Source organism: Bradyrhizobium sp. 61, from assembly GCF_023073075.1.
Classification (GTDB): domain Bacteria; phylum Pseudomonadota; class Alphaproteobacteria; order Rhizobiales; family Xanthobacteraceae; genus Bradyrhizobium; species Bradyrhizobium barranii.
In genome coordinates, this window is sequence record NZ_JADPIU010000057.1 from 55,710 (window position 1) to 76,092 (window position 20,383).

Here is a 20,383-nt window from a genome sequence, read left to right on the forward strand (position 1 = left end):
AGTGTGTTGAGACGCTATTTGAGCGCGTCCGACGTCAGCCTGAATTTCTGGATGCGCTTTCCGGTATCGACCTCGGCGGTATAGACGTTACCCTTGGCGTCGACCGCCATCGCATGCACCCAGTGGAATTGCCCGGCATTGCGGCCGTTGTGCCCGAAGCTGCCGACCACGCTGCCGTCGTCGCGCTTGATCACCCTGATCTCGTTGTTCTCGCCGTCGGCGCTGAGCAAATAGGTCTGCTTCGGATCGGGCCAGATCGCGACGTCCCACACCGCGCCGTTGCCAAGGGTGTTCTTCTCGAAGAAGAACTCCTTCACGAAGGTGCCGTCCTTCCTGAACACCTGGATGCGGTTGTTGATGCGGTCGCAGACGTAGACGAGACCGTCATTGGCGAGCTTCACGCAATGGACGGGATTTCCGAATTGCTGGGAGACGGGCGCCTTGGGATCATAGGCCGCCTGCTTGTTGTCATCGGGCTTGTTGCCATAGGCGCCCCAGTGCCGCTTGTAAGCGAGCGTCGTCGCATCGAACACGATGACGCGGCGGTTGCCGTAGCCGTCGGCGACGTAGATTTCGTTCGCCGCCTTGTCGATCGCGGTTTCGGCGGGCTTGCCGAGCTGTGTGGTGTCGTTGCTGCCGAGGCTCGGCGCGATCTTGCCGATCTGGGCGACGAACTTGCCGTCGAGCGTGAACTTCAAAATGGCGTTGTCGTTGTCGGCGTTGCCGCCGACCCAGACGAAGCCGCGCTCGTCGACCTCGATGCCGTGCTCGCGGCCGACCCATTCATAGCCTTCGCCCGGACCGCCCCACGACCGCAGCAGATTGCCGTCAGTATCGAATTCGAGCACGGGAGGCGCCGACACGCAGCACTTTGAGCGGGGCGGGTTGAGGCTCGCGCCTTTCTCGTCATCGGTGAGCGAGCGCGGGCGATGGATCACCCAGATATGGCCCTGCCAGTCGACGGTGATGCCGCCGACCTGGCCGAGGATCCAGTTGTTCGGCAGCTGTTTTGGCCAGGAGGCGTCGACCGCGAAGGTCGGGACATCGCCCGCCGTCGCCGTGCCTGGAAGCACGAACGCGATGGCTGCAATCAGGATGGAGAAGGCGTGAGAGACTCGTACGAGCGCACGGCCGAGCCTTGTACAGACAAGCCCTGCGCGATCATGCCACGGCGCCATGGCAACCTCCCTTTTTTGGCTTGCGGCTTGCTGCCGCTTGAGCGCGGGCAGTCAATCGCGGGGAGGCACGCGAGTCAATCAGGCCGGCGAGCGGAAGCTCATCAGCGTGCGGGTCTTGTAGTCGTAGAACTTGCCGGTTTCGGTCCAGTCCGGCGCGCACATCGGCACGATGAATTCGGCGACCTGCTCGGGTGTCTCCAGCGTCGCCGGATCTTCGCCCGGCATCAACGTGGCCCGCATGCGGGTGCGGATCGGGCCCGGATTGAACAGGTTGACACGGAGCGGCGTGTTCGCGGTTTCCTGCGCCCAGGCGCGGGCCAGTGTTTCCAGCGCGGCCTTGGAGGCGGCGTAGGGGCTGACATAGGCGGTGGCCTTGTTGGCGGCGCCCGAGGTGATGAACACTGCCCGGCCGGCATCGGACTGCCTCAGCAGCGGCTCCATGCAGCGGATCAGCTGGAAGTTCGCCGAGACGTTGACGGCCATCACGTCGGTGAAAGTTTTCAGTTCGATGTGGCCGACCGGCGAGGAGGGGCCGAGCACGCCGGCATTGCCGACGAGGATGTCGAGCTTGCCGTAGCGTTCGTGCAGGCCGGCCCCGAGCCGCGCGATGCCGTCGGAATCGGTGAGATTGAGCGGCACCAGCGTGGCGCTGCCGCCGTCTTTCCGGATCTCGTCATCGAGCTCTTCCAGCCCGCCCTGCGTGCGCGCCGTCGCAACGATATGCGCGCCCGCCTTGGCCAGCGCCTTGGCCGTGGCGAAGCCGATGCCGCGCGAGGCGCCGGTGACGAGAGCGATGCGGTTGGCGAGGGGTTTTGTCATGGCGGGGTTTTACAGGCGTGGATGGCCGGGACAAGCCCGGAATTTCTGCCCTCGAGCTCCCGTCGCAGCCCTACTGGATATTGGTACTATTGTTCGGGCCGTTCCCCGAGCTGTCAGGCGGCACCTTCATGCCCTGCCTGAAGGCGAAGACGATGAAGCCGACCAAAAGCCCTCCGCAGAGAATGGCGATGGCCAGCTGAATCGTCGCGGTCTTTCGTCAGCTCGCTTCCGCCAGCAGCGACAATTGCCGCGGCTGCTGCTCGGTCTGGGTCTGGTCGGTGAGGTGGGTCGGATAAGCCCCGGTGAAGCAATGATCCGAGAATTTCGGATTGGCGGGGTCGCGGCCGGGCTCGCCCATGGCGCGATACATGCCGTCGATCGACAGGAAGGCGAGCGAGTCGGCGCCGATGATCTCGCGCATCTCCTCCAGCGAATGCGTCGCGGCCAGGAGGCCGCCGCGATCCGGCAGGTCGATGCCGTAATAATCGGGATAGAGGATCGGCGGCGAGGCGAGGCGGAAATGGACTTCCTTGGCGCCGGCATCGCGCATCATGCGCACGATCTTCTTCGAGGTGGTGCCGCGCACCAGCGAGTCGTCGATCAGGATGATGCGCTTGCCTTCGATTGCGGCGCGGTTGGCCGAATGCTTCATGCGCACGCCGGACTCGCGGATCGCCTGGGTCGGCTGGATGAAGGTGCGGCCGACATAGTGGTTGCGGATGATGCCGAGTTCGAATGGCACGCCGGAATGCTGGCTGTAGCCGACCGCGGCGGGTACGCCGGAATCCGGCACCGGGACGACGACGTCGATCGGCACATGGCTCTCGCGCGCGAGCTGCGCACCAAAGGCCTTGCGCACTTCGTAGACCGAGCGGCCGTGAACGATGGAGTCCGGACGGGAGAAATAGATGTATTCGAAGATGCAGGGGCGTGGCGCCATCGGCGGGAACGGCTTGTGGATGTCCTGGCCGTTCTCGTCGAACACGATGACTTCGCCGGGCTCGATGTCGCGAATGAAGCGCGCGCCGATGATGTCGAGCGCGCAGGTCTCCGAGGTCAGGATCGGACAACCGTCGAGCTCGCCGAGCACCAGCGGGCGGATGCCGCGCGGATCGCGCGCGCCGACCAGCTTCTTGTTGGTCAGCGAAACCAATGCATAGGCGCCCTCGATCTCGCGCAGGGCGTCGATGTAGCGTTCGATGAAGCGGCTGCGCCGGGAGCGCGCGACGAGATGCAGGATCACCTCGGTGTCGGTGGTCGACTGCATCATCGCGCCGTTCTTCACGAGCTCGCGGCGCAGCGTCAGGCCGTTGGTGAGGTTGCCGTTGTGGGCGACCGCAAGGCCGCCGGCATTGAGTTCGGCGAACAGCGGCTGCACGTTGCGCAGGATGGTGGCGCCGGTGGTGGAGTAGCGGACATGGCCGACGGCCATATTGCCGGGCAGGCGGTCGATCACTTCGCGGCGGGAGAAGGTGTCGCCGACGAGGCCGAGGCGGCGTTCCGAGTGAAAGCGGCTGCCGTCGTAGGAGACGATGCCGGCGGCCTCCTGGCCGCGATGCTGGAGGGCGTGGAGGCCGAGCGCGGTAATGGCGGCGGCGTCAGGGTGGCCATAGATGCCGAAGACGCCGCATTCCTCGCGGAGCGTATCGCCCTCCAGGTCGTCCTGAAGCTCTAGCGCGGCTGGGCCGAGATCAAGTTGGGCGTCCTGGTCAGGGTGTCGCATCTCGTCCGCGCCTCTCTTTTAGGGCCTAATCAACGCGCCGCAGGTTTCTCGATCAGCTTCTTGAGGCTGTCACGAGCAGGTTTACTGTATCCGTCGCCAGTGCCCGAAGGCTGCGGTTCGGAATCAGCTTGATCATCATCTGGTTTGTTTTTCTTGAATCTCTTCAAGATGGTGTTCTCGGGGTCGTCAGGCAAGAGGGCCATCAGCCAATCCCCGGTTCCCTGGAGCACCACCCGGGACTTTGCCCCCGTGACCCAGTCCGGACGCTGCTTGTCCGGCACCAGCCAGGTGAAGAACAGGAACGCGACCACGACGATCAAAAGCCCGCGAGCGAGGCCAAACAGGAAGCCCAGGGTGCGATCCAGCGCGCCGATACGCGAATCCAGGATCATGTCGGAGATCCGGACCGTGATCACGGAGACCACGACCAGGGTGCCCACGAACACGCCGGCGACCACGACGACGCTCGCGACCGTGTCGTTGTTGAAATAGGTCTTTGCGGTCGGCAGCAGCTTCGAGAACGAGTACAGCGTCACGATCGCAGCCGCGCCCCAGGCCGCGATCGACAGGATTTCACGCATGAAGCCGCGGACCATCGCGAGCAGGCCCGAGATCAGCATCACACCGAGCAGGATCAGGTCGAGGAGTGTTACTGGCATCGGCTGGTCGGGTCCGCTCGTACTTCAAAGGTGCTCAGCGAATCGGTGTTTGGCCGTGGCCCTAAGTGAGGGCCAGACGGCGTTCCCGGCAAGGCCGCAACCACGCAATCCCATGCTGCTTTTGTGACGGCTGTATAGCGGTGGGGGCGGAGGACGTCACCTCCGCCTAACCCTCTCCACGGCGGAATCTTGCCGGTGTGGCATTTTTCTCCGCCGGCGGGCTCGAGTCGCCGCGGCGGGAGCCCCGGGCCGCGATCTCGGCCACCAGTGTCGTCAGGCTGTTGATCGCGTTCAGGGACAGTCCGGCGTCGCCGCCAGCATCGCCGCCCCGGGCCGATTCGGGCAGCACGGCGCGCTTGAAGCCGAGCTTGACCGCTTCCTTGAGCCGGGCCGGGGTCTGCGCCACCGGGCGGATGACGCCGGAGAGCGAAATCTCGCCGAAATAGACAGCATCGGTGGGTAACTGCGCATTAACCAGGGATGAAACCAGTGCGGCCGCGGCGGCCATATCGGCCGCCGGCTCGTGGATGCGCAGGCCGCCCGCGACGTTCAGATAGACGTCGTGGCCGGACAGCTTGACCCCGCAATGGGCCTCCAGCACTGCCAGCACCATGGAGAGCCTGCTCTGATCCCAGCCGACCACGGCCCGGCGCGGGGTGCCGAGCGAGGTGGGGGCCACCAAGGCCTGCAATTCGACCAGAACGGGCCTTGTGCCCTCGATGCCCGCGAAGACTGCGGTGCCCGGCGTGCCCAGATCGCGCTCGGACAGGAACAGCTCGGAGGGATTGGTGACCTCGCGCAAGCCGAGGCCGGTCATCTCGAACACGCCGATCTCGTCGGTCGGGCCGAAGCGGTTTTTCACGGCGCGCAGGATGCGGAATTGCTGCGAGCCTTCGCCCTCGAAGGACAGCACCGCATCGACCATGTGCTCGACCACGCGGGGGCCGGCGATCTGGCCGTCCTTGGTGACATGGCCGACCAGGATGATGGCAGCACCCGTCTTCTTGGCGAAGCGGATCAGCGCCTGCGCCGAGGCGCGCACCTGGGTGACCGTGCCGGGCGCGGATTCCACCGTGTCGGTCCACATGGTCTGGATCGAGTCGATCACGATCAGCCGCGGCACCGCGCCTTCCGACAGCGTCGAGACGATATCCTCGACAGAGGTCTCGGCCGCGAGCTGCACCGGCGCGTCCGACAGGCCGAGCCGCTCGGCGCGCAGGCGCACCTGGGCGACCGCCTCTTCGCCGGAGATGTAGACGATGCGGTGGCCGGCGCGCGCCATCATGCTGGTGGCCTGCGTTAGCAGCGTCGACTTGCCGATGCCGGGATCGCCGCCGACCAGCAGCACCGAGCCGCGGACGAAGCCGCCACCGGTGACGCGGTCGAGCTCGGTCATGCCCGAGGACAGGCGAGGAGCATCCTGAGTCTTCCCCGACAGGCTCTCCAGCGCAAACGTCCGCCCCTTGCGCTTGGAGCGGATCGAGACCGGCACGCTGCCGGTCGTGTCCTCCTCGGCAAGCGTGTTCCACTCGCCGCAGGATTCGCACTTGCCCTGCCAGCGGTTATAGGCCGCGCCGCAGTTCTGGCAGACGAAGGAAAGCGTGTTCTTGGCCATGGGGACAGCGAGTCGGGGTTTTCAGGTTTGCTGATAGCACGGAATGACGGGCGAGACGGCGATCGCCGGCACCCCCATTAGCCCAATTCACCGCAGCCGATACACCCTTTGTTAGCTCTACGCCGCCGCGCCGTTCCGGACTTTGCCAAATGTTAGCGGACGCGGGTCCAGTTTCGAAACCGATACGGGATGGCGAAACGAATGACGGTAGTCTTGCGGATAATGCTCGCCGTGGGCATGGCCTGCGGCCTTCTTCTGCCGATTGGCGGCGCCGTTGCGGCCGACGCCGGGCGTCTCAATATCGTTTTCGTCAACCCCGGCAAGACCGGCGAGGTCTACTGGGACATGGTCGCGCAGACCATGCAGGCCGCGGGCCGCAAGCTCGACGCGCATGTCGAGGTGCTGACCAGCGAGCGGAATTACCGCACCATGCAGGAGCTTGGCTTCGGCGTGGTGGCACGCGCCGACAAGCCGGACTTCCTCATCCTGTCGAACGAGGAATCCGCTGCCGTTCCCATCCTGGAGGCGGCCGAGGCCGCCGGGGTCAAGACGCTGCTGCTCTCGAACACGCTGATCGGCGACGACGCCGCGCGCCTCGGACCGCCCCGGCAAAAGCTCAAGACCTGGCTCGGCGACATCACGACGGATCTCCAGACCGCGGGTGCGAGGATGGCCAATGCCTTGATCAAAGTGGCGCGCGCCGAGAAATGGCAGAGCCCGGACGGCAAGATCCACATTCTCGGCATCGGCGGCGACGAGATCACGCCGGCCTCGATCGCCCGCAACGCCGGTCTCAAGCTCGCGGTGGACGCCGCGCCCGACGTGGTGGTGGACCGGATGCTGTTCGCCAACTGGACCCAGTCGGAGGCGGAGCAGGTCACCAGGAACTATCTGAGCTGGGCCGCGCGCAAGGAGATCCGGCCTGCCGGCATCTGGGCCGGAAACGATCCGATGGCGCTCGGCGCGCTTCGCGCAGTGGTCGCTGCCGGCCTCACGCCCGGCCGAAACATCCAGCTGGTCGGCCTGAACTGGTCGGAGGACGCGCTACGCGAGATCAAGGCGGGCCGTCTGCTCATGACCGATGGCGGACATTTCCTGCTCGGCGGCTGGTCGATCGTCCTCCTGCGCGACTACGCCGACGGCTGCGACTTCGCGGCCGCATCGCCCCGCGTCGAGGCCAGGACGTCTGCGATCACGCACGACAATCTCGCTTCGGTCGGAGACCTCATCAAGACGCGCGCCTTCGATCGGATTGATTTCGCCCGCTTCAGGGCGAGGGCAGGGCGCTGCGGCCAGTACGATTTCTCCATCGATGCGCTCATCTCTTCGCTGACGCTTCCGGAAGGCGCTGCTGACTGATGCGAAACGGTGACGACATGACCGATCCGGATCGCAAGCAGCAGGCGACGGCGCCGTCGCGCTCGCGCTCGGTGGTCCGCGCGATGATCTGGGCCACCGTGCCGGTGCTGCTGGTGGTGCAGCTGCTCGCCTCTGCCGGCGTCGAGGCATCGAGCTTCTGGTCGCAGATCAGGCAGCTCGACGCGCGCATTGCCCGCACGGCCGAGAGCCGCGCCGAACTGATCGCCGAGCCGCTCTGGAAGATGCGCTACGATCAGGTCACGAGCGTGCTCAACGAGATCATGCACGACGAGACCATTGCCGCGGCGGCCGTTTACGACGACACCGGCGTCGCGATCGCGCGGGTGGTGGCGCGGCCGGCGGACCAGGCGGTATCGGAAGTCTCGCGTCCGATCCGCTACAGCAACGGCAACATCGCCGTGCAGGCCGGTCGTATCGCGATCGCCTATTCCTATGCGACGGTCTACACGGACACGGGCAGCCGGCTGATGTTGCTGCTGGTGGTCGGCCTGCTCGCGACATTTGCCACCCTGATCGCGATGCGGATCTCGGCCAACATCTTCATCGGCAAGCCGCTTACCGCGATCATGTCGGCGATCCAGCGCAGCAAGCAGGACGGGCGAGCCTATCCGGCCGACATCAAATCGACGAACGAATTCGGCCAGCTCGCGCGTGCCTTCAACGCCATGCAGCACACGACGTCGGGGGCGCTCGACCGGCTCGGGCACATGGCCGCGCACGATCCGCTCACGGGCCTGCCCAATCGTCGCTCGCTGTCCGAGCATCTGGTGACCCTGAGCGGCGATGCCGGCTCGCCGGACTCGCTGATCGCCTTCTGCTTCATCGATCTCGACGACTTCAAGGGCATCAACGACACCTTCGGCCATGATGCCGGCGACAAGTTCCTGGTGCACATCTCCGAGCGCCTTCGCGATGCGGTCGAACCGCAGGATTGGGTCGCCCGGCTCGGCGGCGACGAATTCGTCGTCATCCGCCCCGAGGTCAGCAATGAAGCGACCGCCCAGGCGTTCGCGCGCCAGCTGTTAGATGCGATTTCCGAGCCGATCCGGCTGCACGACAAGCAGGTCGTGCCGCGCGCCAGCATCGGCCTTGCCGTGCGCCGCGCCGGCGATCCCGAGCTGTCGCATTTGCCGGCGCTCGCCGACATCGCGCTCTACCATGCCAAGAGCAAGGCGCCGGGCACCGTCGCCGTGCTCGACGAAGCGCTTCAGCGCGACTATCGCCGCCGCCGGGATCTCGAGCTCGCCATTCCCGCAGGCTTCGCCGAGGGGCAGTTCGAGGTCTGGTATCAGAGCCAGGTCGACCTCGAGAGCCAGGCCGTTGTCGGCCTTGAGGCGCTGATCCGCTGGCGCCATCCCGAACTTGGTTTGATCGGTCCCGGCGAATTCCTGCCGCTGATCGAGCGCAGCGGCAACAATGCGCGGCTGACGCGCTACGTGCTGACCGATGCCTGTCGCGCGCTACAGCGACTGGCGTCCGCCGGCAGGCCGCAGATCCGGATCGCGATCAACCTGCCGCCGTCCGAGCTTGCCGACCATTCGCTCGCTGCCGAGCTGCGCGCGACCTGCGCGCGTTTCGATGTCGCGGCATCATTGCTGGAGCTCGAGATCACCGAGGGCTCGCTGATCAACAACATAGCAAGCGCCTCCGAGACGCTGCACCGCCTGCGGCGCTTGGGCGCAACCATCGCGCTCGACGATTTCGGCACCGGCTATAGCTCGCTCGCGCATCTCAGGCGGTTCCCGCTCGACAAGGTCAAGATCGACAAGGCCTTCATCAGCGAGATCCCTGACAGCGCGGAAGACAAGGCGATCGTCGGCGTCATCGCCTCGCTCGCCGGCACGCTGGGGCTGACGCTCGTCGCGGAAGGCATCGAGCGGCCCGAGCAGGCTGACGCCATGCGCGAGATGGGCGTGATGCTCGGGCAGGGTTATCACTACCATCGGCCGCAGCCGCTCGACGCCGTGCTGCAATGGCTCGAAAAGCAGGCGGTGCCCACTGAGACGAGCCGCGTCCTCGCCGACAGCCCGTCGATCGCGCCCGAATTCGCCGCCTGACCGCGATTACGACTGCGTTGCGTTCCAGAGCATGGAGAGGCCCGCAGCGATCATGATCGCGTCCATCACCAGGCGGAACATCTCCGGCTTGAGATGCAGCACGAAGCGTTTTGCGATGAAGGCGCCCGACATCAGCGAGGAGCCTGCGACCAGGCCCTTGATGAAGACGTCAGCGGTCAACGCGCCGAAACGTTCGAAGGTCACGGATTTCGCGAAATAGAGGCCGAGCGAGGAGGCCGCTTCGGTTGCGAGGAACGCGCCCTTGGACAGGCCGTAGAACAGGAACAGTGGCACGCTGAGCGGGCCGGTCGAGACCACGATGCCGGTGAGATAGCCGATGATCGCCCCGCCGATCGCGAGGTGCCAGAGATTGGCCTTGAGGTCGTGCCGCGCCAGCCAGTGCCGCACCGGCACCATCGCGATCAGGAAGACGCCGATGGCGAGATCGACGGCGTGCGAGGGGAGCGCGAGCAGCGTGCGCGCGCCCAACACGGCGGCCGGAATGCCCGTCACCGAATAGGCCGCGCAGGCCCGCCAGTCGACCTCGCGCCACCAGGCCAGGATCCGGGAGAAATTCGCCATCACGGAGGCGACCGCCATGATCGGCACGGCTTCCTTCGGCCCATAGGCATAGACCAGCACCGGCATCAGCATGATCGACGACCCCGTGCCGACGATGCCTGAGACGGTGCCGGCGATCAGGCCGACGATGAGGACGAAGAGAAAGGCCAAGGTGCTCTCCACGAATCGGGAGAGTTTAGCCGTGGCCGGCGATGCGGGCGATCCATTCCAGGCGAGGGAACCAATCGCTCAGCGCATGCCATCCCGGCCGGCCGTCAGCCTTGCTCGTCCATGACGCGCAGCTTCTCGACGCGGCGGCGAAAATCCTCGTCCGTCGAGAATTCGGCGGAGAGATAGGACGAGACCAGATCCACGGCGAGCCAGGCGCCGACGATCTGCGCGCCGATGCACATGACGTTGACGTCGTCATGCTCGACGCTCTGATGGGCGGAATGAACATCGTGGCAGACCGCGGCGCGGATGCCCTTCATCTTGTTGGCCGCGATCGAGGCGCCGACGCCGGTGCCGCACACCATGATGCCGCGTGCGGCTTCGCCTGACGTCACCTTCTGAGCCACGGCCCGCGCGATGTCGGGGAAATCCACCGGCTTGTCGTCATGGGAGCCGACATCGACGATGTCGTGGCCGAGGCTGCGGATGTGGTCGATAACGGTCTGCTTGAGCGGCCAGCCGGCGTGGTCGGATCCGATGACGAGACGCATGTGATGTCCTTTTTGATTTTATGTTGGTCGTGACAGCCGCTTCGCGGCTGCCACGATTTTCCCTGGTTTCAGCTGCGCATGTCGGGCGGCAGCTCGACCCCGTGGAATTTCTTGTAGATCGCGTTGAGCTTGCCGTTCTTGACGTTCTCGGTGATCCAGGCGTTGAGCTTGTCCATCAGGCGCTGCTCGCCCTTCTTCAGGCCGATCGCGAGGTCGAAGGTCGCCAGCGGGATCCTGGATTCGAACACACGCGACGGGTTCTTCACCCCGATCTGGTTGATGATCGTCGCCGACGAGGCGACGCAGTCGACCTGACCGGAGACGGCCGCCGTCACCATCGTCGCGTCGTCGTCGTAGCGCGAGATCTTGAGGTCCTTGTCCTTCATGTTGGACAGGGTGGTGTCCTGCGTGGTGCCGCGGGAGACGCCGATCGACTTGTCCTTCAGGTCGGGCCAGTCCTTGACGGTCGAGGATTTCAGGCAACCGACGTCGGATTGCAGCGTCGCATAGCGCTTGGTGAAGTCGATGACCTTGGCGCGATCGGGCGTCACCGACAAGGTCGAGATGATGATGTCGGCCTTGCCGGTCAGGACGTTGGGGATGCGTGTCGCGCCGGTGGTCTGGATGAATTCGAGCTCGAGCCCCCAATCCTTGGCGAGCAGTTGCGCCACTTCGACGTCGGAGCCGGTCGGCTTCATGCCGCTGTCCATCATGCCCGAGGGCGGAATGGCGACGTCCGTCGAGATGCGGATCTTCTTGGCCTGCGTGATGTCGTCGAGCAGATCGGCCGATGCCGGCGTGGCTGATATCATGACGAGGCCGAACAGCGCGGTGGCGGTCCCCAGCAGTGTCTTGTTTGTCATCCTTGGTTCTCCTCTCCTGTTATGATTTTAAGTTTCCAGTGCCCACGAATTGCGTGAGTTCGGGCGTCGCCGGCGACGTCAGGATCGAGGCGGGGCCGGTCTCGTGGACCTTGCCGCGATGCATGAAGACGATCCGGTCGGCGATGCCTTTGGCAAAACCCATCTCGTGGGTGACCATCACCATGGTCATGCCGTCCGCCGCCAATTGCTCGATCACCTTCAGCACCTCGCCGGTAAGCTCGGGATCGAGCGCGGAGGTGACCTCGTCGAACAGCATCACCTTCGGTTGCATCGCGAGCGAGCGGGCGATGGCCGCGCGCTGCTGCTGTCCGCCCGAGAGCTGCTCGGGATAGGCGTGCAGCTTCTCCTCGAGCCCGACTTGCGCGAGCACTTTTCGGGCGAGATCCCTGGCTTGCGAGGTGGCCATGCCCTTCACGGCGCAGGGGGCGAGCGTGATGTTCTGTTCGATGGTGAGGTGCGGAAACAGATTGTAGCTCTGGAACACGATGCCGACGTCCTGGCGCAGCGCGCGCAGATCGACATCAGGGCGGTCGACGCGATGCCCGCACACGACGATCTCGCCGCCGTCGACCTTCTCGAAGCGGTCGATGCAGCGCAGCGCCGTGCTCTTGCCGGAGCCGGAGCGGCCGATCAGTGCCAGCACCTCACCGCGTTCGACGGCAAAGGAGACGCCATCGAGCACCCGGAGCGGGCCAAAGCTCTTCTGCACGTCGCGGAGCGACACGATCGGTTCGGAGGAGGAGGGGTTTTGCTGCATGTCAGGCTGGTGCGAGGTTGGACCTGCCACGCCCCATCCGCCGTTCCAGCTTCTGGCTGAACAGGGACAGGGGATAGCACATGGCGAAATAGACGACGGCGATGATCGCGTAGATGGCGAACGGCTCGAACAGCGAGTTGTTGACGATCTGGCCCGACCGCATCAGCTCGACGAAGCCGACCACGGAGGCGAGCGAGGTGTTCTTGACGATCTGCACCATGAAGCCGACGGTCGGCGGCGTCGCGATGCGGATCGCCTGCGGCAGGATCACCTTCATCATCCGCTGGGTGCGGCTCAGCGCGAGGCCTTCGGCGGCCTCCCATTGCGGCTTCGGCACTGACTGGATGCAGCCGCGCCAGATCTCGCCGAGATAGGCCGAGACATAGAGCGTGAGCGAGGCGCCGGCGGCCGCTAACGGCGAGACCTTGAGGCCGATCGCGGCGAGGCCGAAATAGCCGAGGAACAGGATGACGAGCAGCGGCGTGCCCTGGATCAGCTGGACGTAGACGCCGCTGGCGATCCGCACCGATTTGAGCGGCGAGATGCGTGCGAGCGCGATCACGAAGCCGACGATGCCGCCGCCGATCAGCGCGATCACGGACAGGCCAATCGTCCACAGTGCGCCCTGACCGAGGAACATCAGATGATTGATGTTGAGATGTCCGCCCATGGTCATCTCACAACGGCGTGCCGAGCCGGCGCCGGCGCGGAAACAGCACGAGGCCAAGGCCCCAGAAGCCCGCGCGCATCACCAGCGACAGGATGACGTAGAGCACGGCGACGATGATGTAGGTCTCGAACGCGCGATAGGTGTCCGACTGGATGTAGTTGGCGACGGCGGTGAGTTCTTCCGCCGAGATCTGCGAGCAGACCGAGGAGGCCAGCATCAGCAGCACGAACTGGCTGGTCAGCGCCGGATAGACCTTCTCGACCGCCGGCAGCAGGATGATGTGCCAGTAGATCTGCAGTCGCGACAGCGCGAGCCCTTCGGCTGCCTCGATCTGTCCGCGCGGGATCGCCTCGAAGCCGGCACGCATGATCTCGGCGGTGTAGGCGCCGACATTGATCGTCAACGCGGCCACCGCCACGGTGAAGGCGGAGAATTTCAGGCCGAGGCTGGCGAGGCCGAAATAGACCAGGAAGATCTGTACCAGCAGTGGCGTGTTGCGGATGGTCTCGACATAGACTTTGCAGGCGCCTGCGATCAGCGGGATTCGTGAGCCGCGGCCGACGGCTGCGAGCGTACCGAACAGGGCGCCGAGCACCGTCGCGAAAGCCGCCAACTCCAGCGTCAGCGCCGCGCCGGCCAGAAAATTCGGCCAACGCTCCAGCACTGCGGGAAAGTCGAGTTGGAGGCTCATCGCCGTCAGGTTCAGCCGGTGGTCTGGTTGGTCATGCGGTCATAGACGCGGAACAGCGCCTGATTGCCGTTGCTGCCTTCGCCATGGGCGCGCGCATCGACATATTGGCTGGTGACGAGCGCGGTGCCGGGCAGCGGCACGCTCAGCGCCTGTGCGTGCTCCTGCACCAGGCGGAGATCCTTGAGTTGGAGATCGATCCGGAAGCCGGCGGAGACGTCGCCCGCGATCATTGCGGGGCCGAGCTTGTCAAGCATCCAGGACGCGGCGGAGCCACCGAGCAGAACGCGACGCAGCAGATTGAGATCGAGGCCAGAAGCACGCCCGAGCGCCAGTGCCTCACAGATGGCCTGAATGTTGATGCCGCAGATCAGCTGATTGCAGAGTTTTACGGTCTGGCCCGCGCCGGAGGCGCCGACATGCGTGATGGTCGTGCCCATTGCGCGAAAGAACGGCTCGGCCTGCGCGAAGGCCGCCGCATCACCGCCGGCCATGATCGAGAGCGCGGCGTTCTTGGCGCCCACGGGCCCGCCCGAGACCGGCGCGTCGATGAAGCTGACGCCGGCCTTTTGCAGGTCGGCATGGATGCGGCGGACGGCGACCGGCGAGATCGTGCTCATGTCGACGATCAGCTTGCCGGGCGGGGGAGACTTCAGGAGACCATGTTCACCGTAGACGGTCGCCTCGACGTGGGGTGTATCGGGCAACATGGTGATGACGATGTCGGCGCCTTGCGCGGCGTCGGCGGGGCTGTTGGCGCCGGCCGCGCCTTCCTTGACGCTGTCGGCCAAGGCGGCTTCGTTAAGATCGAAGACGCGAACCGCATGCCCGGCCACCAGGAGGTTGCGGACCATCTCGCGGCCCATCGTGCCGATGCCGATGAAGCCGACATTGCCCTTGTCGTTCCGTCCCATGTCAGTCGTCCGTTTCTTGGTTGATTGGTTTCTTGGTTGTTGGCCTGCCGCGATCAGCCTGAGGCGCTGGTCTTGTCGATGTCGCCGACGACGGCGCGCCTGCGGTACTCGTCGCCAATGGCAAAATGCTTGCGTAGCGTCGCATCCGCTCGCTCGGGGGCGCGCGCGATGATCGCGTCGAAGATGCGCCGGTGGTCGTCGATCAGGTACGTCTTCATCGACGGGAAGGCCTGCACCAGCTCGCGGCGGCTGCGATGCGAATGCGTCAGCAGCCCCGCCAGCGAACCGTGCAAGACCGTCAGCGTTTCCGAATGCGATGCCACGACGATGGCGCGATGGAATTCGAAGTCGGCCATGCCGCCGGCATCGGCCTCGTCGATCGTATCTCCGATCTTCGCGAGCGCACGCTGCAGGCGTTCGAAATCGGCGATGTTGGCGCGCTCGCAGGCGAGCCGGATCGCCTGGCACTCGATCGCCACACGCGCCTGCATGACGTCATCGAGCATGTCCGCCTGCTGGGCGAGCGCGAAGGTGAAGAAGTCGTTCAGCACCGAGACGTCCGGCTGCGTCACCACGGTGCCGATGCGGTCGCGGATCTCGACGATGCCGAGCACGGTGAGGGCGCGCAGCGCCTCGCGGACGATCGGCCGGCTGACGCCGAGGAGGGTTGCCAGCTCGCGCTCGGAAACCAGGCGGTCGCCGGGCTTGAGCGAGCCCGCAAGCAGGCGTTCGCGCAGGAAGGCGAACACCTTCTCGAACCCTTTTTCGCCCTCAGTGGCGCGCTTCACTTCCATCCCGGTCTCTTTTTGGTCTGATCTTGGTCAGACCAGTAGGCTAACCAGAGCGTCGACGTCAAGAGCCTTGGTTAATTGCGGGTGTCGCAGGCGCGGCCAATCCGATTAGTTCCCCGGCCGGATCCTTCAAATTTGAGGCGTATTGATCGAAGCGTTCACTCAAAGAACTTGAGGTCCGCGATGCCCGATCATCATTCTTTCTCCGCCCTCGACCGCCATGCGGCGCTCAGCGGATCCGACAACGGCTTTCCCTGGTATGCGGGCGCGATGCTCGCGGTCGAAGCGAGCGAGGTGGTGCGGCTGCGCTGCGAGAAGCTCAGCCACGGCGACGAGGGCGCCCGGCAGGAGGCCGCGCTGATGGTCAGCGAGAAGATCGCCGCGGCTTTCGAGGCGGCCGCGAGCCTGCTTGCGGGAGCAACCCCGGCGGCCATCGTCCAGCGCTATCGCGAGCACGTGGCCGCGAACGCCAGGCGGCTGTCCGCGAACGAGGCTCCGTGACGGAGTTGCGCTGCTGACAGCATGTTGGCAGCAGGGGCAGGCTACGACCATCTCCTGACAAAACGGAGAGCGGGTCCATGCCGATCGAGGCAAGCTGTCATTGCGGTGAGACGGTGTTCGAGGTGACGGAGGCGCCGGCGAGCGTGACGCGCTGCACCTGCTCACTCTGCGCCAAGCGGGGCGCGTTGTGGGCCTATTACGCGCCGGCGCAATTTCGCCTGCTGTCGCCGCCGGAAAATGTCGCGACCTATCTCTGGGGCAGCCGCACGGTCAAACATCATTTCTGCGCGAGCTGCGGCTGCGGCACCTATTCGGAGTTGCCTGACTGGTCGACCGGCAAGGCCGATTTCGACAATCCCAAGGTTGCGGTGAACGCGCGCCTGTTCGACGATTTCGATCTCGATGCCGTGCCGGTGAATATGATCGACGGCAGGAATTTGTGGTGAGCATGCAGGGCGCGCGCATGTCCGCTGCGCGTCTGTGACCTTGAGGCGATTTTGAAAAGCTGATTTGGTCCGGCCCCAGAGAAAAGGGGGAGGAAGCCATAATGCGTCTTTTTGCGCGAGTGATGTTAGCAATGTGTCTGGCCGTTGCAGCCGGCTTCAACGCGCAGGCGCAGACCAAACCAAAGGTCACGACATCAGGACCTGACTTCCCCAAGGCCGCGCTATTCGTCGGCAACAGCTTCTTCTACTACAACAACGGCATGCCCGGGCATCTCTCCTTCATGGAGCGCGCGGCTGATGCTGACAACAAGGCGGCGTACCGCAACACCATGGCCACGATCGGCGGCTCCGGCCTCGACTGGCACGACATGGACAATCTGCTGCGGCCGGGCGGCATCGGAGCCTATTCCTTCGACGACCAGAACGTCGTCGTCTTCAACAAGCCGGGTAGGCAGTTCGACGCCGTCGTGATGATGGATTGCAGCCAGTGCCCGATCCATCCGCAATTGAAGGACGCGTTCGCGACCTTCGCCAAGAAGGACAGCGAGATCGTCCGTGCCCACGGCATGCGGCCGGTGTTCTTTATGTCCTGGGCCTATGCCGACAAGCCGGAGATGACGGAAGCCTTGGCCGAGGCCTATACGCTCGCCGGCAATGCCAATGATGCGCTCGTGATTCCCGCAGGCCTCGCCTTCGCGCGCGTGCGCAAGCTCCAGCCGGAGCTCAATCTGTATGCGCCGGACAAGCGACACCCGAGTCCGGCGGGCACGTATCTGGCAACCTGTGTGACGCTCGCCGCGCTGACCGGGCGCTCGCCGGTCGGCAATTCCTATGCGACGGGCTTGGATGCGGAGACCACCCAACTGCTGCAAAAGGCGGCGTGGGATACGGTGCAGGAATATTACGGGCGTTGATCTGGCGCGATCTCGTAGGGTGGGCAAAGCGACTTGTCCGCCGTAGCTCGAAGAGCGAAGGCGGAAGCGTGCCCACCACCTTTCTCGCGATAGAAGATGGTGGGCACGGCGCAAAAGCGCCTTTGCCCACCCTACGGCAGCGTCAACGCTCCTTCAGAACCACCCACGCCGGCGCGTGATCGCTCGCCCCTTCCTCGCCGCGCACCTTCTTGTCGACACCCGCCTTGGCCAGCCGCGAGACGAGGGCGGGGCTCAGCAGGAGATGATCGAGTCTGAGGCCCGCATCGCGCGGCCAGCGGTTTCGCTTGTAGTCCCAGAACGTGTAGATGCGTTTCTCCGGATGCAGCTCACGGATCGCATCGCACCAGCCTTGTGCGACCAGCGAGGCAAACGCCGCGCGGCTCTTCGGCTGGATCAGCGCATCCTTGTCCCATGACCGCGTCGGATAGATGTCGATCTCATCAGGCGCGACGTTGTAATCGCCGGCGAGCACCACGGGCAGATCCTGCTTGATGAAGGTCTTGGCGTGGCGCTTGAGCCGCGCGAACCAGTCGAGCTTGTAGTCGAATTTCGGCCCCGGCTGCGGATTGCCGTTCGGCAGGTAAATGCTGGTGACGATGATTCCGCGCACGGCGGCTTCGATGTAGCGGGCTTCGCGATCATCAGGCTTTCCCGGCAAGCGATCGCGCGTGAGAATGGGCTCGGCATTGCGGGCGAGGATGGCGACGCCGTTCCACGTCTTCTGTCCACACCACACCGCGCCGTAGCCGGCCTGTTCGATGGCGGCTGCCGGAAATTCGCCGTCGGCTGCCTTCAGTTCCTGGAGCGCGACGACATCAGGCTTCGCCGCGCTCAGCCAACGCAACAGGTTGGGCAGGCGGCGGTTGACATTGTTGATGTTGAACGTCGCGATCCTCATGGGCCCAACGACTGGAAATCTTCAGAAATGACTCGCAACCGTTGTCATCGGCGTTCCACGATGTATGCTTACAACCCAAAATTGCCGATCGACACGATGGAGGTTTGACGATGACCAAGCTTTGCCTTGCCGTAGTCGTGGCCGCAACCGCATTTTCCGGAGTGGCTCTTGCTGCCGAGAAAATGGAAATCGCCTGTAGGGTGGAATATTTCAAATACTGCCCCAGTGTCGTGCCGGGGGGCGGGCGCATTGTTGCTTGCCTGAACAGGTACAGGAGCCATATCGGCAACGCGTGCAAAGAGAGCATGGATGCGTGGGTTATCGATAACAAGGTGCGCGGATAATCGAGCGCGATGAGATCGATGAAGCATCATCGCCCCTAGGACCACGGGCGAGGCAGCGACATCAGGCTTCGCCGCGCGGTCGTAGGACAGATTCGGTTGACGTTGAGTGCCGCAATCTTCATGTAGAGATTGCGGCCGCGGTCGTTTGCGCCGCCACCGGAGATCCAAATCCATGTTGAAGTCCAGTCTGAGCCTCGCCATCGTCGCATTCGTCGTCGCGTTCTCCGGTGTCTCGTCGGCACAATCGTCCGATCCACGCGGCGCGTGCAAGGCGGACTATGACAAATTCTGCGCCGGCATCGCGCCCGGTGGCGGCAAGATCATCGCCTGCCTCAACGCCAAGCGTGACCAGCTCAGCGCGTCCTGCAAGACGGCGCTCGACAGCCGGAAGAAGTAAAGCGCCACTCTCGTGTTCCGGACGCGCTGCAACGCGTGAGCGTTGCTGCGCTGAGCCGGGACCCCAGATAGCTACACGGTACGATGTTGAGAGATGGCCCCGGCTCTGCAGCGCACCGCTGAAAGAGCGCTGCGCTGCGTGCGGGGAACGAGAGTGTCGATTAAGACGGCAGCGGCGGCGGGCTCGCGGGCTGCTCGATCGGCGGCGGGGAGGGCGGCTGCTCGGCCGTCGGCGCGGGCTCCGGCTTGACCAGCGGCTCCACCTCATTGCCGCCCTTGTAGACGCGGGCGTAGCGGTGGCCGAGGCTGGTCAGCACCTCGTAGCCGATCGTACCGAAATGATGCGCGAGCTCGTCGACGGTGATACCCTCGCCGAGCAGCGTCACCATGTGGCCGCGCCGCGCCGCATTCGGGGCCAGGTCGGTGATGTCGATCGCGATCAGGTCCATCGAAACGCGGCCCGCGACCGGGCAGCGCTTGCCGGCGACAACGACCTCGGCGCCGCGGGTGCCGTCATTGGAGCTGGCGGCGCGGAAATAGCCGTCGGCATAGCCGACCGCGATGATCGCGAGCTTTGTCGGCCGCCGCGCGGTCCAGGTGCCGCCATAGCCGACGCTCTCGCCGCGTTCGACATTGCGGGTCTGCACGATGCGTGCCTTGAGGTCGACCACCGGCTGCATCGGGTTGTCGGCCTCAGGCGTCGGGTTGACGCCGTAGAGCGCTGCGCCCGGCCGCACCAGGTCGAACTGGAAGGGCGCGCCGAGGAAGATTCCGGAGGAATTGGCAAGCGCAGCCGGCACGCCGGAAAATTCGCTGGCGATACTGCGGAAGGTTGCCAGCTGTTTTGCATTCACGGGACTGTTGAGCTGCTCGGCCGAGACCAGATGGCTCATCACCAGCGTGATGCCGTGATCGCCGGCGTTGATGCGGGGGATGATGGCCTGCGCGTCCGCAAGCGTCAGCCCGAGCCGGTTCATGCCGGTGTCGATGTGAACAGCGGCGCCTCCGGTCCAGCCGGTGCGGCGGCAGAACACGTCCCATTCGGCAAGCTCGTTGAGATCGCCGATCACCGGCCGGCAATTGATCCTGGCGTAGTGCTCGCCGGTGTTCTGGAAATAGCCGCCGAGCACGTAGATCGCGGCCTCCGGCACGGCTTCGCGCACTGTGCGCGCTTCCTCGATGGTGGCGACGAAGAAGGTCTTGCAGCCGGCCTTGCTAAGGGCCCGCGAGACCTGCGCGGCGCCGCAGCCATAGGCATCGGCCTTGATCACGGCCGAGCATTCGGCCGGCACGGCCGTCTTCTCGAGCTTGCGCCAATTGGCGATGATGGCGTCGAGATCGACGGTGAGCACGCCGCCATAGGCTGCGAGCGCGGCAGCCTGATTGGCCTCCGCGGAGAGGAGGCCAGCTTGCGGAATCATTTTCGGGTCGGACGCCATTGTCAT

Annotated in this window: 22 protein-coding genes; 6 read left to right on the top strand and 16 right to left on the bottom strand. The window is 64.9% G+C overall.

Annotation, left to right across the window (positions count from 1 at the left end; translation table 11 throughout):
- Positions 1 to 14: 14 nt before the first annotated feature.
- The 5 genes from IVB46_RS20750 to radA form a co-directional block, all read right to left on the bottom strand.
- Complete coding sequence (locus IVB46_RS20750) at positions 15 to 1,178, bottom strand: hypothetical protein (protein ID WP_247343370.1); 1,164 nt, start codon at positions 1,176 to 1,178, stop codon at positions 15 to 17.
- 78 nt (positions 1,179 to 1,256) lie between these two features.
- Positions 1,257 to 1,997, bottom strand: a complete 741-nt coding sequence (locus IVB46_RS20755) for an SDR family NAD(P)-dependent oxidoreductase (RefSeq protein WP_247311460.1) — start codon at positions 1,995 to 1,997, stop codon at positions 1,257 to 1,259.
- A gap of 217 nt (positions 1,998 to 2,214) precedes the next feature.
- Positions 2,215 to 3,720: an amidophosphoribosyltransferase gene (gene purF, locus IVB46_RS20760; protein WP_063983721.1), complete on the bottom strand. Its 1,506-nt coding sequence runs from the start codon at positions 3,718 to 3,720 to the stop codon at positions 2,215 to 2,217.
- A 29-nt stretch (positions 3,721 to 3,749) separates the two neighbouring features.
- Positions 3,750 to 4,379: a CvpA family protein gene (locus tag IVB46_RS20765; protein WP_063983720.1), complete on the bottom strand. Its 630-nt coding sequence runs from the start codon at positions 4,377 to 4,379 to the stop codon at positions 3,750 to 3,752.
- 166 nt (positions 4,380 to 4,545) lie between these two features.
- On the bottom strand, positions 4,546 to 5,994 hold the full coding sequence (radA, locus tag IVB46_RS20770) for a DNA repair protein RadA (protein WP_063983719.1): 1,449 nt from the start codon (positions 5,992 to 5,994) through the stop codon (positions 4,546 to 4,548).
- A 201-nt stretch (positions 5,995 to 6,195) separates the two neighbouring features.
- On the opposite strand from radA, the gene IVB46_RS20775 reads away from it, so the two are divergent.
- A complete protein-coding gene (locus tag IVB46_RS20775) occupies positions 6,196 to 7,353 on the top strand; it encodes an ABC transporter substrate-binding protein (RefSeq protein ID WP_247311456.1) in 1,158 nt (385 codons plus the stop codon).
- Positions 7,353 to 9,431 carry an EAL domain-containing protein gene (locus tag IVB46_RS20780; protein ID WP_247311453.1) on the top strand — a complete coding sequence of 693 codons (2,079 nt, stop codon included), beginning with the start codon at positions 7,353 to 7,355 and terminating at the stop codon, positions 9,429 to 9,431. The genes IVB46_RS20775 and IVB46_RS20780 overlap by 1 nt, the downstream gene beginning before the upstream one ends.
- A 6-nt stretch (positions 9,432 to 9,437) precedes the next feature.
- Here the strand turns inward: IVB46_RS20780 and IVB46_RS20785 are convergent, their stop codons facing one another.
- The 8 genes from IVB46_RS20785 to IVB46_RS20820 all read right to left on the bottom strand — a co-directional run bounded on the left by IVB46_RS20785 (position 9,438) and on the right by IVB46_RS20820 (position 15,421).
- A complete protein-coding gene (locus IVB46_RS20785; protein ID WP_247311451.1) occupies positions 9,438 to 10,163 on the bottom strand; it encodes a sulfite exporter TauE/SafE family protein in 726 nt (241 codons plus the stop codon).
- A 104-nt stretch (positions 10,164 to 10,267) separates the two neighbouring features.
- The gene (gene rpiB / locus IVB46_RS20790; protein WP_071914697.1) at positions 10,268 to 10,714 is read right to left on the bottom strand and encodes a ribose 5-phosphate isomerase B; all 447 of its coding nucleotides are present in this window, start codon (positions 10,712 to 10,714) and stop codon (positions 10,268 to 10,270) included.
- 68 nt (positions 10,715 to 10,782) lie between these two features.
- The gene (locus IVB46_RS20795) at positions 10,783 to 11,577 is read right to left on the bottom strand and encodes a transporter substrate-binding domain-containing protein (RefSeq protein WP_247311449.1); all 795 of its coding nucleotides are present in this window, start codon (positions 11,575 to 11,577) and stop codon (positions 10,783 to 10,785) included.
- A 19-nt stretch (positions 11,578 to 11,596) separates the two neighbouring features.
- Positions 11,597 to 12,355 (bottom strand): amino acid ABC transporter ATP-binding protein, encoded by a 759-nt coding sequence (locus IVB46_RS20800; RefSeq protein WP_028149724.1) that lies wholly within the window; start codon positions 12,353 to 12,355, stop codon positions 11,597 to 11,599.
- Position 12,356: 1 nt separating this feature from the next.
- Complete coding sequence (locus IVB46_RS20805; protein WP_247311447.1) at positions 12,357 to 13,025, bottom strand: amino acid ABC transporter permease; 669 nt, start codon at positions 13,023 to 13,025, stop codon at positions 12,357 to 12,359.
- Positions 13,026 to 13,032: 7 nt separating this feature from the next.
- Positions 13,033 to 13,716, bottom strand: a complete 684-nt coding sequence (locus IVB46_RS20810; protein ID WP_247311444.1) for an amino acid ABC transporter permease — start codon at positions 13,714 to 13,716, stop codon at positions 13,033 to 13,035.
- Between the two features lie 11 nt (positions 13,717 to 13,727).
- Positions 13,728 to 14,627, bottom strand: a complete 900-nt coding sequence (locus IVB46_RS20815; RefSeq protein ID WP_247311441.1) for an NAD(P)-dependent oxidoreductase — start codon at positions 14,625 to 14,627, stop codon at positions 13,728 to 13,730.
- Between the two features lie 53 nt (positions 14,628 to 14,680).
- On the bottom strand, positions 14,681 to 15,421 hold the full coding sequence (locus IVB46_RS20820) for a FadR/GntR family transcriptional regulator (RefSeq protein WP_247311438.1): 741 nt from the start codon (positions 15,419 to 15,421) through the stop codon (positions 14,681 to 14,683).
- Between the two features lie 180 nt (positions 15,422 to 15,601).
- On the opposite strand from IVB46_RS20820, the gene IVB46_RS20825 reads away from it, so the two are divergent.
- The 3 genes from IVB46_RS20825 to IVB46_RS20835 all read left to right on the top strand — a co-directional run bounded on the left by IVB46_RS20825 (position 15,602) and on the right by IVB46_RS20835 (position 17,279).
- Positions 15,602 to 15,919: a hypothetical protein gene (locus IVB46_RS20825; protein WP_247311435.1), complete on the top strand. Its 318-nt coding sequence runs from the start codon at positions 15,602 to 15,604 to the stop codon at positions 15,917 to 15,919.
- Between the two features lie 77 nt (positions 15,920 to 15,996).
- A complete protein-coding gene (locus tag IVB46_RS20830) occupies positions 15,997 to 16,365 on the top strand; it encodes a GFA family protein (protein WP_247311432.1) in 369 nt (122 codons plus the stop codon).
- A gap of 98 nt (positions 16,366 to 16,463) precedes the next feature.
- Positions 16,464 to 17,279 carry a hypothetical protein gene (locus tag IVB46_RS20835; RefSeq protein WP_247311569.1) on the top strand — a complete coding sequence of 272 codons (816 nt, stop codon included), beginning with the start codon at positions 16,464 to 16,466 and terminating at the stop codon, positions 17,277 to 17,279.
- 142 nt (positions 17,280 to 17,421) lie between these two features.
- Here IVB46_RS20835 and IVB46_RS20840 read toward each other — a convergent pair whose 3' ends face one another.
- Both IVB46_RS20840 and IVB46_RS20845 read right to left on the bottom strand, forming a co-directional pair.
- Positions 17,422 to 18,198: an exodeoxyribonuclease III gene (locus IVB46_RS20840; RefSeq protein ID WP_247311427.1), complete on the bottom strand. Its 777-nt coding sequence runs from the start codon at positions 18,196 to 18,198 to the stop codon at positions 17,422 to 17,424.
- A gap of 68 nt (positions 18,199 to 18,266) precedes the next feature.
- Positions 18,267 to 18,716: a hypothetical protein gene (locus tag IVB46_RS20845; RefSeq protein WP_247311424.1), complete on the bottom strand. Its 450-nt coding sequence runs from the start codon at positions 18,714 to 18,716 to the stop codon at positions 18,267 to 18,269.
- On the opposite strand from IVB46_RS20845, the gene IVB46_RS20850 reads away from it, so the two are divergent.
- Positions 18,715 to 18,939 carry a cysteine rich repeat-containing protein gene (locus IVB46_RS20850; protein WP_071914679.1) on the top strand — a complete coding sequence of 75 codons (225 nt, stop codon included), beginning with the start codon at positions 18,715 to 18,717 and terminating at the stop codon, positions 18,937 to 18,939. The genes IVB46_RS20845 and IVB46_RS20850 overlap by 2 nt on opposite strands.
- A 160-nt stretch (positions 18,940 to 19,099) precedes the next feature.
- Here the strand turns inward: IVB46_RS20850 and alr are convergent, their stop codons facing one another.
- Positions 19,100 to 20,377 carry an alanine racemase gene (gene alr, locus IVB46_RS20855; RefSeq protein WP_071914677.1) on the bottom strand — a complete coding sequence of 426 codons (1,278 nt, stop codon included), beginning with the start codon at positions 20,375 to 20,377 and terminating at the stop codon, positions 19,100 to 19,102.
- Positions 20,378 to 20,383 lie beyond the last annotated feature (6 nt).

Excerpts from the sequence above, each read along its gene's own strand:
- IVB46_RS20830 (WP_247311432.1), top strand. The coding sequence starts at position 15,997 with ATGCCGATCGAGGCAAGCTGTCATTGCGGTGAGACGGTGTTCGAGGTG.
- purF (WP_063983721.1), bottom strand. The coding sequence starts at position 3,720 with ATGCGACACCCTGACCAGGACGCCCAACTTGATCTCGGCCCAGCCGCG.
- IVB46_RS20750 (WP_247343370.1), bottom strand. The coding sequence starts at position 1,178 with ATGGCGCCGTGGCATGATCGCGCAGGGCTTGTCTGTACAAGGCTCGGC.
- IVB46_RS20825 (WP_247311435.1), top strand. The coding sequence starts at position 15,602 with ATGCCCGATCATCATTCTTTCTCCGCCCTCGACCGCCATGCGGCGCTC.
- IVB46_RS20775 (WP_247311456.1), top strand. The coding sequence starts at position 6,196 with ATGACGGTAGTCTTGCGGATAATGCTCGCCGTGGGCATGGCCTGCGGC.
- IVB46_RS20755 (WP_247311460.1), bottom strand. The coding sequence starts at position 1,997 with ATGACAAAACCCCTCGCCAACCGCATCGCTCTCGTCACCGGCGCCTCG.
- alr (WP_071914677.1), bottom strand. The coding sequence starts at position 20,377 with ATGGCGTCCGACCCGAAAATGATTCCGCAAGCTGGCCTCCTCTCCGCG.
- IVB46_RS20795 (WP_247311449.1), bottom strand. The coding sequence starts at position 11,577 with ATGACAAACAAGACACTGCTGGGGACCGCCACCGCGCTGTTCGGCCTC.
- IVB46_RS20845 (WP_247311424.1), bottom strand. The coding sequence starts at position 18,716 with ATGGATTTGGATCTCCGGTGGCGGCGCAAACGACCGCGGCCGCAATCT.
- IVB46_RS20815 (WP_247311441.1), bottom strand. The coding sequence starts at position 14,627 with ATGGGACGGAACGACAAGGGCAATGTCGGCTTCATCGGCATCGGCACG.
- IVB46_RS20800 (WP_028149724.1), bottom strand. The coding sequence starts at position 12,355 with ATGCAGCAAAACCCCTCCTCCTCCGAACCGATCGTGTCGCTCCGCGAC.
- IVB46_RS20840 (WP_247311427.1), bottom strand. The coding sequence starts at position 18,198 with ATGAGGATCGCGACGTTCAACATCAACAATGTCAACCGCCGCCTGCCC.
- rpiB (WP_071914697.1), bottom strand. The coding sequence starts at position 10,714 with ATGCGTCTCGTCATCGGATCCGACCACGCCGGCTGGCCGCTCAAGCAG.
- IVB46_RS20850 (WP_071914679.1), top strand. The coding sequence starts at position 18,715 with ATGTTGAAGTCCAGTCTGAGCCTCGCCATCGTCGCATTCGTCGTCGCG.
- radA (WP_063983719.1), bottom strand. The coding sequence starts at position 5,994 with ATGGCCAAGAACACGCTTTCCTTCGTCTGCCAGAACTGCGGCGCGGCC.
- IVB46_RS20820 (WP_247311438.1), bottom strand. The coding sequence starts at position 15,421 with ATGGAAGTGAAGCGCGCCACTGAGGGCGAAAAAGGGTTCGAGAAGGTG.
- IVB46_RS20780 (WP_247311453.1), top strand. The coding sequence starts at position 7,353 with ATGCGAAACGGTGACGACATGACCGATCCGGATCGCAAGCAGCAGGCG.
- IVB46_RS20765 (WP_063983720.1), bottom strand. The coding sequence starts at position 4,379 with ATGCCAGTAACACTCCTCGACCTGATCCTGCTCGGTGTGATGCTGATC.
- IVB46_RS20805 (WP_247311447.1), bottom strand. The coding sequence starts at position 13,025 with ATGGGCGGACATCTCAACATCAATCATCTGATGTTCCTCGGTCAGGGC.
- IVB46_RS20810 (WP_247311444.1), bottom strand. The coding sequence starts at position 13,716 with ATGAGCCTCCAACTCGACTTTCCCGCAGTGCTGGAGCGTTGGCCGAAT.